16 protein-coding genes are annotated in these 17,617 nt (G+C 40.6%); 6 read left to right on the forward strand and 10 right to left on the reverse strand.

Annotated features, from left to right (window positions below):
• Position 1 precedes the first annotated feature (1 nt).
• Genes T359_RS0101305 through T359_RS0101315 form a run of 3 tightly spaced genes read left to right on the forward strand, consistent with a single transcriptional unit; the run spans position 2 to position 2,399 of the window.
• On the forward strand, positions 2-580 hold the full coding sequence (locus T359_RS0101305) for an indolepyruvate oxidoreductase subunit beta (protein WP_026515904.1): 579 nt from the start codon (positions 2-4) through the stop codon (positions 578-580).
• 31 nt (positions 581-611) lie between these two features.
• The gene (locus tag T359_RS0101310; RefSeq protein ID WP_026515905.1) at positions 612-1,913 is read left to right on the forward strand and encodes a phenylacetate--CoA ligase family protein; all 1,302 of its coding nucleotides are present in this window, start codon (positions 612-614) and stop codon (positions 1,911-1,913) included.
• 51 nt (positions 1,914-1,964) lie between these two features.
• Complete coding sequence (locus T359_RS0101315) at positions 1,965-2,399, forward strand: ACT domain-containing protein (RefSeq protein WP_026515906.1); 435 nt, start codon at positions 1,965-1,967, stop codon at positions 2,397-2,399.
• Between the two features lie 99 nt (positions 2,400-2,498).
• Here T359_RS0101315 and T359_RS0101320 read toward each other — a convergent pair whose 3' ends face one another.
• The 3 genes from T359_RS0101320 to T359_RS0101330 all read right to left on the reverse strand — a co-directional run bounded on the left by T359_RS0101320 (position 2,499) and on the right by T359_RS0101330 (position 5,969).
• Positions 2,499-3,350 (reverse strand): amidohydrolase family protein, encoded by an 852-nt coding sequence (locus tag T359_RS0101320; RefSeq protein WP_026515907.1) that lies wholly within the window; start codon positions 3,348-3,350, stop codon positions 2,499-2,501.
• A gap of 70 nt (positions 3,351-3,420) precedes the next feature.
• The gene (locus tag T359_RS0101325) at positions 3,421-4,968 is read right to left on the reverse strand and encodes a sodium:solute symporter family protein (protein ID WP_026515908.1); all 1,548 of its coding nucleotides are present in this window, start codon (positions 4,966-4,968) and stop codon (positions 3,421-3,423) included.
• A 119-nt stretch (positions 4,969-5,087) separates the two neighbouring features.
• Positions 5,088-5,969, reverse strand: a complete 882-nt coding sequence (locus T359_RS0101330; protein ID WP_026515909.1) for an aldose 1-epimerase family protein — start codon at positions 5,967-5,969, stop codon at positions 5,088-5,090.
• A 129-nt stretch (positions 5,970-6,098) separates the two neighbouring features.
• Between T359_RS0101330 and T359_RS22340 the strand changes: the two genes are divergently transcribed.
• Positions 6,099-6,263 (forward strand): hypothetical protein, encoded by a 165-nt coding sequence (locus T359_RS22340; RefSeq protein WP_155839948.1) that lies wholly within the window; start codon positions 6,099-6,101, stop codon positions 6,261-6,263.
• A 2-nt stretch (positions 6,264-6,265) separates the two neighbouring features.
• Positions 6,266-6,994, forward strand: coding sequence for a potassium channel family protein (locus tag T359_RS0101340; protein ID WP_026515910.1), 729 nt, complete (start codon positions 6,266-6,268; stop codon positions 6,992-6,994).
• Between the two features lie 2 nt (positions 6,995-6,996).
• On the opposite strand, the gene T359_RS0101345 is transcribed toward T359_RS0101340, so the two are convergent.
• The 4 genes from T359_RS0101345 to T359_RS0101360 form a co-directional block, all read right to left on the reverse strand.
• A complete protein-coding gene (locus T359_RS0101345) occupies positions 6,997-9,114 on the reverse strand; it encodes a sensor domain-containing diguanylate cyclase (protein ID WP_026515911.1) in 2,118 nt (705 codons plus the stop codon).
• Entirely contained in the window at positions 9,115-12,519 is a 3,405-nt protein-coding gene (locus T359_RS18935; RefSeq protein ID WP_051544850.1) for a DegV family protein, read from the reverse strand. It lies immediately after the preceding gene.
• Positions 12,506-14,575 carry a hybrid sensor histidine kinase/response regulator gene (locus T359_RS0101355; protein WP_026515912.1) on the reverse strand — a complete coding sequence of 690 codons (2,070 nt, stop codon included), beginning with the start codon at positions 14,573-14,575 and terminating at the stop codon, positions 12,506-12,508. Before T359_RS0101355 ends, T359_RS18935 begins: the two co-directional genes overlap by 14 nt.
• Before the next feature lie 77 nt (positions 14,576-14,652).
• Positions 14,653-15,021 (reverse strand): hypothetical protein, encoded by a 369-nt coding sequence (locus T359_RS0101360; RefSeq protein ID WP_330370147.1) that lies wholly within the window; start codon positions 15,019-15,021, stop codon positions 14,653-14,655.
• Here T359_RS0101360 and T359_RS22945 point away from each other — a divergent pair.
• Complete coding sequence (locus T359_RS22945; protein ID WP_242839057.1) at positions 14,981-15,175, forward strand: hypothetical protein; 195 nt, start codon at positions 14,981-14,983, stop codon at positions 15,173-15,175. The two genes, T359_RS0101360 and T359_RS22945, sit on opposite strands and share 41 nt — an antisense overlap.
• Positions 15,176-15,182: 7 nt before the next feature.
• Here T359_RS22945 and T359_RS0101365 read toward each other — a convergent pair whose 3' ends face one another.
• From T359_RS0101365 to fsa, 3 genes are all read right to left on the reverse strand, one after another.
• The gene (locus tag T359_RS0101365; protein WP_026515914.1) at positions 15,183-16,304 is read right to left on the reverse strand and encodes a DUF6765 family protein; all 1,122 of its coding nucleotides are present in this window, start codon (positions 16,302-16,304) and stop codon (positions 15,183-15,185) included.
• 1 nt (position 16,305) lies between these two features.
• Positions 16,306-16,806, reverse strand: a complete 501-nt coding sequence (locus T359_RS0101370; RefSeq protein WP_026515915.1) for a hypothetical protein — start codon at positions 16,804-16,806, stop codon at positions 16,306-16,308.
• A 114-nt stretch (positions 16,807-16,920) separates the two neighbouring features.
• Positions 16,921-17,574, reverse strand: a complete 654-nt coding sequence (fsa, locus tag T359_RS0101375) for a fructose-6-phosphate aldolase (protein ID WP_026515916.1) — start codon at positions 17,572-17,574, stop codon at positions 16,921-16,923.
• Between the last annotated feature and the right edge of the window lie 43 nt (positions 17,575-17,617).

Raw genomic sequence — 17,617 nt, forward strand, 5'->3', positions numbered from 1 at the left:
CATGGAGACTAAAAATATAATGATCGTGGGCGTTGGCGGACAGGGCTCACTTCTTGCAAGTAAATTACTGGGTCATCTTCTTATGTCACAGGGTTATGACGTAAAGGTCTCAGAAGTTCACGGAATGAGCCAGAGAGGCGGAAGCGTTGTTACTTACGTTAGATACGGAGAAAAGGTTTACTCTCCTGTTATCGATAAAGGAGAAGCTGATTACATAGTATCCTTCGAGCTTCTGGAAGCAGCCAGATGGCTCCCCTTCCTTAAAAAAGATGGCCAGATTGTAACAAATACTCAGCAGATCGATCCTATGCCCGTTATTACCGGTGTAGCTGAGTATCCTGAGGATCTTGTAAACAAATTAAAGGCTACCGGAGCCAAGGTAGATGCTCTTGATTGCCTCTCTCTTGCTGAGGAAGCAGGCTCTTCCAAGGCCGTTAACATCGTACTTCTGGGAAGACTCTCACACTACTTCGATCTTCCTGAGGAAGCATGGATGCAGTCCCTGGAAGCCAATGTTCCCGCCAAGTTCCTTGATATGAACAAAAAGGCTTTCGAGCTTGGAAAAAACTTCGCAAATTAAAAACGCTATATAAATAAATGGGAGGAGCCACATGGAAAGGTATTACCAGAAAGAAATCGAATGCGCACCTTTAGAAGAGCTTAGGAGCATTCAGACAGAAAAGCTTAAAAAGCAGGTTCAGCATGTTTGGGATAATGTTCCCTACTACCGTAAAAAGATGGAAGAAAAAGGCGTTAAGCCTGAGGATATCCAGTCAGTGGATGACCTTGGCAAGCTCCCTTTCCTTTCCAAAAAAGATTTAAGAGATGCATATCCTTACGGACTTCTTGGCAAGCCCCTTAAGGACTGCGTAAGGATCCAGTCTACATCAGGAACCACCGGCAAGCGAGTTGTAGCATTTTATACTCAGCATGATATAGATCTTTGGGAAGATTGCTGTGCGAGAGCCATCACTGCTGCAGGCGGTACAGACGAAGATGTATGTCAGGTTTCCTATGGTTATGGCCTTTTCACAGGTGGTCCCGGACTTAACGGTGGCTCCCACAAGGTTGGATGCCTTACCATCCCCACCAGCTCAGGTAATACCGACAGACAGATAATGTTCATCAATGACCTTTCTGCTACTATCCTGTGCTGCACTCCCAGCTACGCTGCTTACCTTGCAGAGCGCTTTAAGGAGCTGGGCTATGGTCCTAATGATATCTCACTTAAGGCCGGTATCTTCGGCGCAGAGGCATGGAGTGAGGAAATGAGAGCTGACATCGAAAAGACTCTCGGCATCAAGGCTTATGATATATATGGTCTTACAGAGCTCTCCGGCCCCGGTGTTGCCTTTGAATGTTCTGCTCAGGGCGGAATGCACATCAATGAGGATCACTTCATCGCTGAGATCATCGATCCCGATACAGAGGAAGTTTTACCTGAAGGATCCCAAGGCGAGCTGGTATTCACTGCCATCGACAAGGAAGCCTTCCCTATGATCAGATACCGCACAAGAGATATCTGCAAGCTTTCAAGAGAAAAATGCTCCTGCGGCAGAACTCTCATCAAGATGGCTAAGCCTATGGGACGTTCTGATGACATGCTTATCATCAGAGGTGTCAATGTATTCCCGAGCCAGATCGAGACAGTTCTTCTCAACAACGGCTACGCAGCTAACTACCAGATCGTTGTTGATCGTGTTAACAACACAGATACACTTGATGTTCAGGTAGAAATGACTCCTGAGATGTTCACTGATAACGTCGGTGAGGTTGAGGAGCATCAGAAGAAGCTTTCAGAAGGCCTTAAGTCCATGCTTGGTATTAAGGCTAAGGTTTCTCTCCTGGCACCTAAGTCCATCGCTCGTAGCGAAGGAAAGGCTGTCCGCGTAATTGATAAGCGTAAGATCTGATGATAAACTATTATTAGAGACTTTAATAGCAACAGGAAAGGGGATACAAATATGAGTATCAAGCAGATTTCCGTTTTCTTAGAGAATAAACCCGGCACTCTTAAAAAGCTTACAAGTGTCATGGCCAAAAACAATATAGACATGCGTGCCACATCCCTGGCTGAGACCAAGGATTTCGGTATTGCAAGGATCATCGTTGATGATGCCCTTGATGCAGTTAACACCCTTAAGGAAAATGATTTCGTAGCAAGCCTCACATCAGTTCTTGCTATTGAGATTCCCGATGAGGCAGGCGGACTGGACAAGCTCCTGGATGTATTTGCAGACGCTCAGGTCAATATCGAGTATATGTATGCATTCCCTGGAAGAGGCGTTAATAACCACGCTTATATGATCTTCCGTGTAGCAGATACCAAGGCTGCGGAAGCAAAGCTTGTAGGTAAGGGCCTTAAGATCTTAACCCAGGAAGATATCGCAAATATCTGAATATCAACACATCAAAAGAGACAGTCTTTTAAGGCTGTCTCTTTTTTGTTTATTATTTTAATAAATAATTAACTAGAAAATCAAAATTACGTTAATTATTTAGGACTTATTTGAGCAAATAAGATTATAAGCATTTCCACCCAGGATTCCTTCAAGCTCCTCCTGCTTTAAAGGAAGTCTTTTTATGAAATCAATGCTGTCCTTCTGTGATGTCCAGGGGTTGTCAGAACCGAAAAGGATCCTGTCTGCGCCAATGGAATTAATTATCTTCATAACTCTGTCCTCTCCCATCATGGAGAGATTCTTGCCATCCCAATAACCGTCATTCAACGGTTTTATCTTCTCTGTAGAAAAAGAAGTATCAAGATATACTTCAGTACCGGCAAAATATTCAGGAACTTCTTCCCAGTTCTCCCAGCCGCCCATATGTGCCAGAACAAACTTGAAAGAACCGATCTCATCCCATACATGTCGGCACATCTTGGGGCTGCACTTCACAACTCCCGGAAAACCCACATCCAGGCCTGCATGAGTAAGGACAATCAGGCCATTTTCTGCAGCGCAGTCAATAATATCCAAGAACTTCACATCATCAATATCCAGTTTCTGATACACAGGATGGATCTTAATTCCTTTTATTCCAAGGTCAGCAATTCTTCTTAGTTCATTTCTATAGTCTTCAAATTCCGGATGAATGCATCCAAAGGAAATAAGAGACTCTTCCTCTTCATTTACTTTTACAGCCCTGTCATTAATCTTAACAACCTGCTCCGCAGAAGTTGCTACCGGCATAATAACAGAAATATTTACGGAAGCCTCCTTCATTGATGTCTTAAGACCTGCGTTAGTCCCGTCAGTATTGGCCACAATATGAGCCTCTTTACTAAGGCTTTCTATGGCCTTAGCAGCAATTTTTTCAGGAAATGTATGTGTATGTATATCTATTATCATAATGTCCTCGTAAAAAAGAAAATGGTGGCGAGCCAAAAAAGCCACGCCACCATAAAGTCTAGCATAATTATCACTCCGTGTCGTCTGAAAGTGATGTACTCTGATGTACCATAACTTCCTTTTCGTAGCAGGCAAAGGCACCATCCACAAGAGCCTTGTCAGGCTTCTTTGTAAAGAAGGAAACAACAGGTACGATAACAAGGCCTGCGATCATGCAGAAAGCACCGGCATTGATAGGTGACTGAAGGAGCTTGGGGAAGCTTGATCTTACGATCATGTTAGCAAGCATCACAACAGTTGAGAATACGAAGCTGCACCATACACCGGCTTTACTTGTGCCCTTCCAGTAAAGACCATAGAGGAAAGGAGCCAGGAATGCACCTGCAAGAGCTCCCCATGAAACACCCATGAGCTGAGCAATGAAGGTTACGTTCTGCTTGTACTGGATAATAGCAATAACTACAGAAATAGCTACGAATACAACAATAAGAACTCTCATAATGAGTACCTGAAGCTTCTCATCCATCTTTTTGACAACATGTCCCTTAAGAAGGTCCAGGGTCAGAGTTGATGAGCTGGTAAGAACCAATGATGAAAGTGTGGACATAGAAGCTGAAAGCACAAGAACTACAACAACAGCGATAAGGAAATCAGGAAGTCCTGAAAGCATTGTAGGAACTACTGAGTCATAGCCATTTGCAGCGATATCGATCTTATCTGAAAAGAGTCTTCCGAAACCGCCAAGGAAATAACATCCGCCGGCAACAACAAAAGCAAAGAATGTGGAAACAATGGTTCCTTTTGCAATAGCTTTCTCACTCTTGATGGCATAGAACTTCTGAACCATCTGAGGAAGTCCCCAGGTTCCGAGAGATGTAAGGATTACAACTCCAAGAAGGTTGAGAGGATCGGGACCAAAGAATGATGCAAACACACCGGGTGTTGTTGCTACGGTCTCATCTGAAATTCTTGCAAGGCCGTCAAGAGCTGCCATAAAGCCGCCCTGGCTGTTAAGAACCGCATAGATAACTGCGCAGATACCAACCAGCATGATGATTCCCTGAATAAAATCGTTGATGGCTGTAGCCATGTAACCACCTGCGATAACGTATATTCCGGTAAGAACAGCCATAACAATTACACATACTGAGTAGTCAATGTTGAAGGCCATTCCGAAAAGTCTTGAAAGACCGTTATACAATGAAGCTGTATAAGGGATAAGGAAAATGAAAGTGATGATGGAAGCAGCGATCTTGAGAGATCTTCCACCGAATCTTGCTGCGAAGAACTGTGGCATTGTAGCGGAATCAAGATGCTGAGTCATGATCCTGGTTCTTCTACCAAGGATAACCCACGCAAGCAAAGAACCGATAAGTGCATTGCCGATTCCAACCCATGTAGAAGCAATTCCGTATTTCCAACCGAACTGTCCCGCATAACCTACGAAGATAACCGCTGAGAAATAAGATGTACCATAAGCAAAGGCCGTAACCCAAGGACCTACGCTTCTGCCACCGAGCACAAAACCATTTACATCAGTGGAATTCTTGCGACAGATAAAACCAATAGTCAGCATCAGAGCAAAAAAGATTACAAGTAATAGAATTTTGATAAACATATATACCCCCTAGGCATTCTTTTTTCTTTTAATACTTTAACGCTTTTAATCGTTAAAGTCAACATAAATAAAGAAAAACTGCACCATTTTTTGATGCAGTTTTAACAGTATTAACAGTATTAAAAAACCTTTATATCATAACTGGTTATAAACTCTTCTCCCATTTGAAGAGCTGTGCCATATTCACGTTCTTCAATCTTCTTGTTAAATCCAACCTTGTCGCATCTGCCATACCAGGGCTCTATGCATACAAAGGGCGCATGCTTGCCTGCCGGGGACCACACTCCGAAAAGCGGAGCATCAAAGGAAAGTGACAAAACTTTTCTTTCATGTACATCCATAAGAGTTACGGTATCGCTCTGGAAATTCTCAAAAATAAGAGCATCTTCATCAAACATCTCCTCAGAAAGATCAAGGATGCCATTATTAAGCTTAAGACTCTTCTGTCTGTCAGAAAGACATCCGCTGCCGTCGCCTTCTATTATTCCGGAAATAAGACTTCCTTTTACAGGACTTTTCTCTTTTTCGAATAAAAGCTTTGCACTCTTTAAATCACAGTTAAAAGCAGGATGTCCGCCAATAGAAAAGTACATTGTCCTGATATCTGTATTCTTTACATTCCATACGACCTTAACAGTGTCGCCCTCAAGCTCATATGCAATTGTCAAATAGAAGGAAAAAGGATATTTTTCCTTAGTCATCTCATTATCCCTGACAAGGAATTTGAGACTGGTATCAGTCATGGCCACAGGATGAAAATCCATATCTCTGGCAAATCCGTGCTGCCCCATGGTATAGGTCTTACCGTCATAGACGGATTCCTTCTCAAAATAGTTACCTACAAGAGGAAAAAGAACCGGTGATGTCCTTCCCCAGAAAGCGGGATCAGCCTGCCACATAAGCTCTTTGCCGTCACTTTTTCTTATAAGAGATCTGATCTCGGCTCCGTGCTCGGATACTGTCAATGATAATCTGTCATTACTAATTGTATGTTCAGCCATATTATGGAAACTCCTTTCATCTCAACATTATCATTTTCCATCAAAAACAGCCCTTTTTCAAGCTTGTTTATATTTCCTTAATTGTTTAGCGTTATAACGTATGCTACGATAAAAAAGAGGATTATAAATATGGGTGATAAATCAGCTGATCAAAATCATCTTATAGATGATTCCGGCATCTATCAGGACAAAAGGAAACAGACCCAGGCCACAGTTTTCATACTGTACTGCAGATTGGTAACTTTGGCACTTATTGGGCTTGGTCTTGTAGCGCTTATTATAGGAAATATGTAAAAATGTATAACAGAAAGAAAAGAATCTACGAAGTCATTGAAGTTTCAAATATCGGAGATGATTCCAGCAGAGCCTATGATGTCATGATCACCACCGCTGTCATAGTAGGCCTTGTTCCCATGACTTTAAAAGCTGAGAGCACCTATACCAAGATCATTGAGCTTTTAACCAGTCTTCTCTTTCTTATTGATTATTGTGTCAGAGTTTACACCGCCGATTATAAAATGGGCTATAAAAGCAGCAAAGCTTACATTGCATATATTTTTACGCCCCTTGCTATTTTTGACCTTCTTTCGATCGTTCCGGTAATCTCGCTCTTTCTCCCTGTAAATACCCTTATCAAGCTCCTTAAACTCTTCAGATTTTTCAGGGTGTTTAAGCTTGTGCGCTATTCCAAGACAATGATTGTCATCGCAAATGTCATAAGAAAAGTAAAAACACAGCTTTTGGCAGTGCTTATACTGATAATCATTTATATTTTTGTTTCTGCAATGCTGATATTCCAGTTAGAGCCTGATATTTTCAACAGTTTCTTTGACGCCCTCTATTGGGCCACCATCTCCATCACCACCATAGGTTACGGAGATATCTCCCCTGTTACCCCCATGGGAAGGATGATCACCATGATCTCTGCCCTGGTGGGAATGGCCGTAATCGCGCTGCCTACAGGTATCATAACCGCAGCCTATATGAACGAGATCTCCAAGAAAAAATCCAAATATGAATTATAATCTTATTTTCCATCCTGATAACACAGCTCATTGGCTTTGTTAATCACTACATTTATGTCCTTTGCTCCATAAATGCAGTACACTGCACCGGTTTGTAGTTTAACTCCAACTTCCGAGATCTGCTTTTTAAATCTCTCAATATCATTCTGGAAAAATACTTCTTCCGACTCAAAGCCAAAGGCCACAAGCTTTGATCCGCTTATTCTGAAAACATTCTCTTTTCCGAAAACTTCGGTAAGATAATTGGAGGTTTCAATTACCATCTTATCTCCCGAATCAAAACCAAGCATCTTATTGGCATTCTCCAGGCCCTGGATAATACATACGAAATAGCCAAAAGGTGAAGAAAGATCAAGTTTTTCCTCGATAAATTCCTTATAGGCTCTTCTGTTCAATGTTCCTGCAAGAGAATCATTGTAAATAAAGGTCCTGAGTCTCTTATCCTCATCACGTCTCAAAAGAAGCTGAGAAAGGAAATAAGAAGTCAGACCGATGATTTCCGAAGCCTCAGACAACAGTCCATGAGGAAGCTCAAGCAAAGTTATCATTCCCATGAGCTTTTGATTTATCTTAAGAGGACTCGCTACCATGTTTTCAATATGATTTGATTTTAAAAGATTATACAGCTGCTGATTTGAATTCTTATATTCCTCAATATCCGAAACCACCAGCCTGTTTCCTGTTACTTCAAAGGTCTTTTCTACATCCTCCACAAATCCCTTATAGGGAAGATACAAAAGGTCGATGGCTCCGGGATCCTTATCTTCCCTGCACCACTGATAGGAACCATGGAATTTTCCGTTTCCCTGATCCTCAAAAATTACAAGTCTTCCTACTTTCAGCTCTTTTCCTATATATTCCAAAATCGAACTGATGATATCGTCCGGAGAATTGGAAGAAATCGCATAATGCATGATCTTATTAACAAATCTGTCTCTTCCGATAAGAACCTGGTCCTTAGACCACCAGCTCAGGAAATTGGTTATCATTATTCCTATAAAAAGCATCATGCCTATACGGGTGAATGTACCGAAGGAATCACCCCTGATCAGCTTTTTTTCATAAACAAACAGATCAATCAGAGCTGAAACCATAAGTACAGCCGTTCCAATGAATACATACTTCACCCTTTGTTCAACGCCTTTTCGTCTGCAATATGCGCTGTTATCCACAAAAATGATAAAAATGACAACAACGATAGTTGAAAGATATGCTGAAATTATTGTTGCAAAGGAATCTATCATGTCGATGCCGAAAATGTATCTTGAGATCAAAAGAGTTGCCAGGAAAAAGACTGACAAAGTAAGGCTCACATGATGATAAATACCTCTCTGGTGCTCTGTAAGGGAGTTAAAAAAAGCCACAAGAGGAAATGCCACAAAGAATATGATTATTCTGTGCAACACACGCCAGACATATATATCGCCATATAATATCTGTGGAACATTTGTATCGATAAAAAGCCAAAGCCCCATAACAAATGATGTAATGCCAAGAGCTGCAACGTCAAAAGGAAGATCTTTTCCATTCCTTACAAAGAAGAATGAAAACAGAAGCATCATACCAAAAATACCTATAATCAATGAACTGACAGCACCAGGAGCATTTTCTATCAGCTTAAAATGTATATAATCATCCGCAGGACTTATATAAACTTTAGAAATTCCGGCTCCTCCAAAGCCTTCATATACACCCTCAAATTCTATTTCTACTGTTTTTCCGACGTAGGCTTTAGATAATCCCAATTCATGAAAAACAATTCCGTAACCATAGCCACTAATATTCTTTTCGGATTTAAAATTGTATATTTCCTGACCTTCAATAAATACCTTCAAATTGGCATTATTAGATTCAAAACATAAACTGTCATTGTCACAGACATCCATAGGAAGCTGCTTGAAAAGCGTTACTTTTCCGCCATAATCACCGTTTTTGACATTATCAATAAAGACAGTTTCACCGTTTTCCAATACCCAGGCATCAGAAAAGTCTCTTATATGATCACGGAAACTCTGATCAAAGAAATCAGTAAGAAACAGGATCATGATAATGAGCATAATCACAGAAACGCTGAAGACTATGGTATATATTCTTTTTATTAACGGCACCTCATTTTTCATTTAGTAATCCTCGGATTTGATCAGCACTGCTTTTATGCCTTCCAGGTCTCCTGCTTCATATAATTCTTTTATCTTATCAATATCAGCCTTTACTTCTCCCGGCATATCACATTGCCCTGCTTCATCAAGAATATTCTTTAATCCTTTACAATCATTTTCATTTACTTCATTAAGCAGTGCATCATAAAGGCTCTTTACCAGTATGTTTTTGTAATCATCAGCACATGGAACGGGTTCATTATCTTCGGCTTCATCCTCCACATCCTGCTCTTCATCAAACAGGGATATAAGCGCATCATGAAAGCTTCTTAGTTTAGTAACAAAAGGACTGTGATTCTCCCTGATATAGTATGTGTTTCCTTCCTTACCGGCTTTTTCCAGTTCTTTTGCATCATCTGAAAGTTCCAAAGCCCCCACCAGCTTTGCGGAGCTCTTCATGGCATGAACCTTAATGGTGTAATTTTCCAGATCCCCATTGGAAAAATAGCTGTCAATTTCATTTATTTTGTCTTCCAACGAATCATAGAAGATCTTAAGTACAGTCCTGAAAGTATCCTCTGAACCACTGTTCTCTATAGCGCTCTTTGCATCGATTCCGTCGATTTCCTCATACCACTGCTTTACAGTTTCCTGTTCGTCGATCTCAGGCTCTTCATTTTCGTTTTCTTCTTCCTGTTCTTCAGGTCCCTGAATTTCATCGCCAAACATCATTGAACTGATATTGTAGGAAGAATTTCCGTTCTCAATATAGGAAACACCGATAGCCTCTATTCCGGCATTGAGTGCCAGAACAGGTGAAGCTTTCTGGAATACAATATTGATAAACTGATGACGCCTTAATATAAGCTCCTTAATATAATCCTGAAGTTCTTCATTGAGTTCCGAATAGATCACAAAAATTATATCCAGGTCAGGTTTTGAGCTTAGAGGAAGGACATGATCTATATACTTCTTGTAAACATCCTTATGTTCACCAAGACCTATCTGGGTCACTCTGTATCTGCCTTCTTTACATCTGATTACCGGTTTGATATTAAAGGTTTTCATGATGTTTAAGGCACCTATAGAATAATTGTCACGTTTGCGGACATAGAAGGAGCCATCTGTAACAAAACTGCAATGTATGGCGCTTCTTGCTTTTTTAAGCTCATCAATGATCTTTTCCACGGAATCTCCTCTGGATGCCATTCTCTGAGCCAGTAAAACCAGCATTCCTGACGCACTGGAGCCAAAGCCTGAATCGAATACCAATACGTTTCCATAGGTCTCAGCAGCCTGAGAAGCCCTTTCATACTCATTACTCAAACTTCCGGCTGTAGAGATATAGATCACATTCAAAGCCTTCTTTAATTCTTTTGCAAAAAATCTCTCGAATTCCTCAACGGAAGGCGCATCAGAAACATATTCATAACCGTTTTTAACATATCTTAAAAGCTCATCGGTCTGAACTTCCACACCGTCGTAAAAAATTCTGTCCTTGCCTTTTACTACAAAAGGAATAGATTCTATCTGATATTTCCTGATAACATGCTTTGGCAGATCACACATACTTCCTGTGGTTATCAGAACAGGAATCTTTCTGCTATAGCCTCTTATGGTATTCATGGAAAGTCTTGAAATATCGGTTTCGTCGGAAATATGCACCTTCGTTCTTGGTGCATGTTCAATTATTATGTCCTCAAGAGCTCTTCCTGTTACCGGCTTAACGAGATATCCTTCAAATCCGCTCCTTCTGTAAAGCTCTTTATTCTCAGCCCCGGCATTGGCAGTAAGAACAATGATAGGAACCTTGTTATTTAATCCGGCAGCCTGTTTTCTGATATTCTGCATACACTCTATGCCATCCATCTCAGGCATAAGGTGGTCCATAAATATCAGATCATATCTATGAATCGAAGTAAGGTTGAGAGCTTCAACACCGCTCATACAGGTATCAATAATGATCTCTGTACCATCCAAAAGCTTTCTTTCAACCTCCAGGTTCATCTCATTGTCATCAACTATAAGAAGTCTTAGGTCAGGAGCTGTAAAACTGACCGTATAATCACTCCTTTTTTGACTTCCAAGATTACCCAGTATATTTATCTCTCCTACGGCATCAAATCTGGATACTTTCTGCCACAGCGTAACGATAAAAGTAGACCCCTGTGTATAAACGCTGTTAACAGTGATCCTTCCACCCATAAGATCAACCAGCTGCTTAACAATCGAAAGTCCCAGTCCTGTACCTTCTATTTTCGTATTTTTCTCAACATCCACTCTCTGGAAAGCATCAAAAAGATACGGAAGGGCATCCTGTTTGATACCTATTCCCGTGTCAGATACAGATAAGCTGAGAGCCACCTGATCCTCATTCATGGTTTCTTTTTCGATATGAAGAGTGACAGAGCCTTCTCTTGTGTATTTAACTGCATTATTCAAAAGATTTACAAGAATCTGCTTGATCCTTACTTCATCGCCAAAAAGCTCCGCAGGTATGGAAGGATCCACTTCGATTTTCAGCTCCAGCCCCTTTTCCTGGGCTCGTAGCCAGATCATATTAACAATTTCTGAAATCATAGATGCCAGGTTGTAATTCACGGGAACAATATCCATTTTTCCTGCTTCTATTTTGGAAAAATCCAGGATATCGTTGATAATGGCCAGAAGCATCCTGCCTGCCCCCTGAATATTTGTAGCGTCTCTTACGATTTCGTCGGAAGCGTCCTTTTGGCGAAGAATGATCTCATTCAGACCTAATATGGAATTAATAGGAGTCCTGATCTCGTGGCTCATGCTGGAAAAGAATCTGTTTTGAGCATTGTTCAGGTCTTCTACCTTTTTTGTTTCCTCTTTAGCCTTCTTGTTTTCCTGGTTATAGAGCCTGTTCTGGAACCAGGTCATAATAAAGCACACAAGTCCAACCTCGATTACTGCCAGCGCAGAATCCAGGAATTCTATGTCCCTTGATTTATTGTGGATAAGTTCAGGATATGCATAGCCTATATAATAGAGTGCTATCACCGTTACTGACATTACAGCCAGCATAAAAGTTCTCCACCAGCCGGTGATAACAAGTCCGATATAGAGATAACTGAATATAAGCCAGGGCACTGTTCCGCCGTTAACTCCTCCGCCAAATATGAAGGATAATGGAATTACCACAAAAACAACTCCCAAAGATATTAGTTTGGTGGCAAAATCAATCTTATTTTTCTTATAAGCCCAGAATGTGGCGAAAGGCACAAGAATAAGGGTGATCAGGATAGCCATTATCTCAACAATATTATCCTGATAAGCTATATCTCCGATAAGCGTGATAACAAGAGTGACAAGTGCAATCAGTGTCAGCATCACAAATACACGCTCTTTTAAACTTCTTGAGGTATCCGATATCAGAGACCTGAACTTTTTAATCAGTTTCATTCAGACCTCCTCTGGCACCTTCAAGGGCCGGCTTAACTTTGAGCATAGTTCTTTCAAAGCTGTTTATGTCAATGGGCTTACTTATAAAACCGTCAAAGCCTTCTCGCATAAACATCTCTTTTGCACCGCTGATAGCATTTGCCGTAAGAGCTATCATTACTACTCTTTTTTGCTTTTCCTGGGCAATGTTTCTAATCCTGTTCATAGCCACAATGCCGTCCATTTCAGGCATCATATGATCCATGAACACAATGTCATAGTCATTTTCATTAAACAGCTTTATGGCTTCTATACCGCTTGAAGCTGTCTCGGTTATCATGTTGTAATCCTTAAAAAGACCTGTAGCCACCACAAGATTCATAGGCTCATCATCTACAACCAACGCCCTGACTCCGTCAAACATGGGCTTTTCATAATTATCCAGAGAGCCTATAAAACTGTTCGCATCTCCATTTATTGCTTTTACTATGGAGCCGCCATAAAGAGGCTTTGGCATAAGCTGAACACAGCTTCCTTCCTTCACTTTAAATCCATAGGAGGCAGCAACGATTACAACTATATTTTTTGTAGCAAGATAGTCAAAATAGTCAGAATTAGAGCTATATTCCTCCATGCCTGTAAAGACATGGGTAATTCCGCCTCTGTCTACAAGATTCTCACATTCCTTGATATTTGAAGCCGAATAAAGATTGATCCTAAGTCCGGAGGCCAGATTGGTAGCCATATTGCGATAAAAATCTCTAATCTTATTTACTTTGTATTTATCAGGCTTATTACACAAAGCTATATTTACAAAGCTACCGCTGTTCACAGAAAGACAGGGCTCAGGATTAACAATCTCCTGTGAAATGCATACCTTAACTGTAGTACCTTCCTTGACCTGGCTTTCAATGGAAACAAAACCGTCCATCGCTCTTACAAAACCATATACAATAGGCAGACCCAAACCTATACCGCCGGTACTCCTGTTTCTTTTTCTATCGGTCTGATAACCACCCTTGGAGAGCATATCTATATATTTCTCTTTTATTCCGATACCTGTGTCAGAAACCTCAAACATGAGATTTATGCCATAATCTCTCATGATTCCGGAAACCTTCAGATATACACCGCCTCTTTTAGTGAATTTGTAAGCATTGCTGAGCATATGATGAAGGATCTTTTTTAACTTATTAACATCACCCATGAGAGTACATGGCACATTGGGGTCAATATCCACGATGAATTCGAGATTCTTTTTATTGTCTCTGCCCCTGAATTCTGCGATTATATCGTTCAAAAGAGATATAATCATGTACTTATCTTCTTCAAGTACTACATCGCCCCTCTGAATCTCGCTGTAATCCTGAATATCCTCAATCTGCCTTGCAAGTCTTTCTCCGGCTTCCCTGATGGCAATTACATCTTCCCTGTCCTCTTTTTTCAGAATAAGACTGGAAAGACCATTGATTACATTGACAGGCGTCCTAAGTTCATGGGAAATATTTACAAGAAAGTCCTCCATTTCAAGCTTAGTACATTCTTTTTCTGTATTCTGTCTTTCTAAAGCTTCTTCATTTTTTGATGTTTTCCTGATAATTACGCTAAGAACTCTGAAAGCGCAGACTTCAACAAAGCAATGAAGGAAGATCCTGGATATCAAAAGAGCATTAAATTCCATAGTCTTTCCTTTTATAGCAAGGAAAAGCTGTAAGATCATTAAAAGGAAATATTCAACAAGAATTAAGATAAGATACTCTCTATGACCAAACAGGGTAATAGTGAGCATAAGAAGCAGAGATATAACAACCACGTCAAAAAAGCTGGACTCATGCACTCCATGAAAAAATGAAACCAGCATGCAAAAAATCAGATAATAATGCTCTCTCAGTGTGCTTTTTCCATAATGAGTCACGTGAATGATCCATCCGGAGGCTAAACCGACAAAAATCAGCGGCGGCACCCAGAATTCCCACCCCTGCGTAATGGATTCCACAACAGCACCAAGACTAGCAACTGTGATGATTATCAGCACAACGTTGTGCATCCGATCATTTATGGTTGTTTCGTCGTTCACTGTAATTTACCTTCCTAACAATAATATTTTACGGTTTTACGCACACATAATCTCGAAAAATTCTATAAAATTTTATATTACTGGATATATGTCAACGTGGTTTTTCTAAAGCAGCTGATCATACGACATATGGCTGAATAAATCAGTCCAAAACCATAGACAATACCGATGGTATTTTCCTTTTTAAAAAATACAATGCAGCTGAGTGCAATGATCATATCCACAAGACCATGGAAAAACTTCAGTTTCCAGGAACCTGCACCTACTCTCCTGGACTCCATGGCTCTCAATATCTCCACAAGGCCGGCAAAGGCATGGATAGTTGCCAAATATAGCAATATATAAATATTTGGTACGCTGAGAATTGAGACTGAAAAAAGCCCCAGGTCCAATAGGACAAGGCCCTTGAACAGTATAAGCCGACCGTTCACCATAAACCTTGCCATATTAAAGAAATATGCCAAGGTGTTTAACCCGGAAAAAGTCAGTGCCAGGGCAAGCAGGGATAAAACCCTGCTACTGCTTCCATTTGGAAAACCAATAAGATCAATCCCCAGCAGAAATATGATCAAAGCAGCAAAAAAAGATTTTATACGTTGAAACTTTGTCATCCGATTTCAGCATCTCCTATTCTGAATATCTCTTTTGAAAAACCTGCCAGAACATTCTTTGATTTGTAAATCCTGTTTGTTACCATGCTCTTTTGGGCTATGGCTCCATCAATAAATTTACCGAGAAACGTATCCTTTTTACTATCCTTGGAAGCATCAATATACTCCTTCGTATATTTTTCCAGCTCGAAATCTGCGATACTTTCCCCGGAAAGCTCCTCACCAAAAATTTTCCAATCGTCGCTTGCAATAAGTTGTCTTTTTTCAAGGATCTCCTGAATTCTGGAGGAACAGTTCTCTATGGCGTCATAGTCATACGTTTCCAGTTCAAATTTCTCTGATTCTCCTCTGATAAATTTCATAGCATAGATCATCTGGCAAAAAGCCTTTCTATAATCAGAGGGGTTATCCTTTGTGATAACAGTGTAATCACCCCAGGCGGGAACATATTTATACCTCATAAAGCAATAATCCGGAAGATGTCCTGCCCGGCCATGACCAAGATTCATAATTGAATTTTCATTGGTCTGCGTGATGGAATTAGTAAAAATGCCATTTTCCAGATCATCCGGAACAGAGGTACTGTGTCTGAACTTAATGGCCCTTTCGCTCTTATTTTCCCCTGTCCCGAGAATTTCTGTAAAATCATAATCTGTATTATTGATAACCAGTGACGGGGTTCCCGCAAAATTAGAATGTGCCCAGGTATCCGCAAGAACATGCATGGCTATCCCAACTGATTGAACCGGTTTGTCCTTCGCTAAGGTAACGGTATCCTTGACAAGGCTGCCGTTAGGTCCGCAGATAAGCCTGTATTTATACATATAGCGCCTTGTTCTGCCCTTTTTCTCAGCATACAGGTCTTTGGGTAAAAAGTGAAAGGATGCCCATATTCTGGTTATATCCTGAAGCCCTAAAATATCAGTTCTTGCGTCCATAAGCTCCAGCGAAAGCTGTGTTGTTGCCGCATCCGACGGGCCATGTATCTTAGATAAAAATGATCTTGAACACAGATCCACAAATTGCGCACTGTAAGCTATATCAAGGCTTTCTTCATGGGAATAACCGGCCAGAAATGCGGCGCAGTATGTGGCATAATAATGAAAATCTTCCTGCATGTTACTGCCTTTCCTCATGCTCTAATTTACGTTCAATTTTACTGATTCTAATGGTGGAAATAACTATATCGATAAGCACAATTATGAGAGTTATATCTATTAAGGCAGATGTTATTGCTGTATCAAAGTTTTCTATATTTCCCTTCAGGTCCTCAAATGTTTGAGGAATGGAAGCAATATACCATACAGCAGTCAAAGCAGTGGGGATAAGGAAAAATCTTTTCCTTGAATAATACCTGCCCACCTTCATGGCACATCGCCCCAGGTAATAATGTACCAGGATCAAAATAATAATAAAAATAGCAGCAAAAATATAAATAAACATAAGCTCTGCAGCCGGGTTTTCCGCATCAAGTTCAATTTCATTAAGACCAAGAACATCATCATCTGCTATTACAGATATTGCCACCTTCAAAAGACTCCATACTCCGTAAAGCAAAACGCCCAGTCCGCTTATATAAACTGTATGTCTTAGTTTTCTCAGCTTCTGTTGTTCATCCATAACAATCACTCCAAATCCTTATAAGACACAAAAAAATCATGATAAAATATCGTTTTATTAACAATATTTTACCATGATTTAGTAATCAAGATATGAAATTATCTATCAATATAATTATTTACCAAATACAGCAAGGTAGTCCTTCTGGAACTTCTCGATACCAGCATCTGTTAAAGGATGATGTGTCATCTGCTCGATTACCTTGTAAGGAACTGTAGCGATGTCAGCACCTGCAAGAGCGCAATCTGTTACGTGCATAGGATGACGGATGCTTGCTGCGATGATCTCTGTCTCGATGTTGTGGATGTTGAAGATCTCAGCAACCTCAGAAATAAGGTCCGTTCCACGAACGCTGATATCATCAAGTCTTCCAAGGAATGGGCTAACAAATGCAGCGCCTGCTCTTGCGCAAAGAAGAGCCTGGTTAGCTGTGAAGATAAGAGTCATGTTAACCTTGATGCCTTCCTTAGAAAGAACCTTACAAGCCTTAAGTCCCTCTACAGTCATAGGAATCTTAACAACCATGTTAGGATGGATCTTGGCAATCTCACGTCCCTCAGCGATCATGCCCTCAGCATCTGTAGTTGTAGCCTTAACCTCACCGCTGATAGGTCCGTCTACGATTGAAGCGATCTCTGCAACAACTTCATATACATCACGGCCTTCCTTAGCGATAAGTGAAGGGTTTGTAGTAACACCGCAAATAACGCCCATGTCATTTGCTTTTCTGATTTCGTCAATGTTAGCTGTGTCGATAAAGAATTTCATAATCACTCACCTCTTATAAACGTTAATAATTTAATTAAAACAC

The sequence above is a fragment of the Butyrivibrio sp. MC2021 genome (genome assembly GCF_000621605.1).
Lineage (GTDB): Bacteria > Bacillota > Clostridia > Lachnospirales > Lachnospiraceae > Butyrivibrio.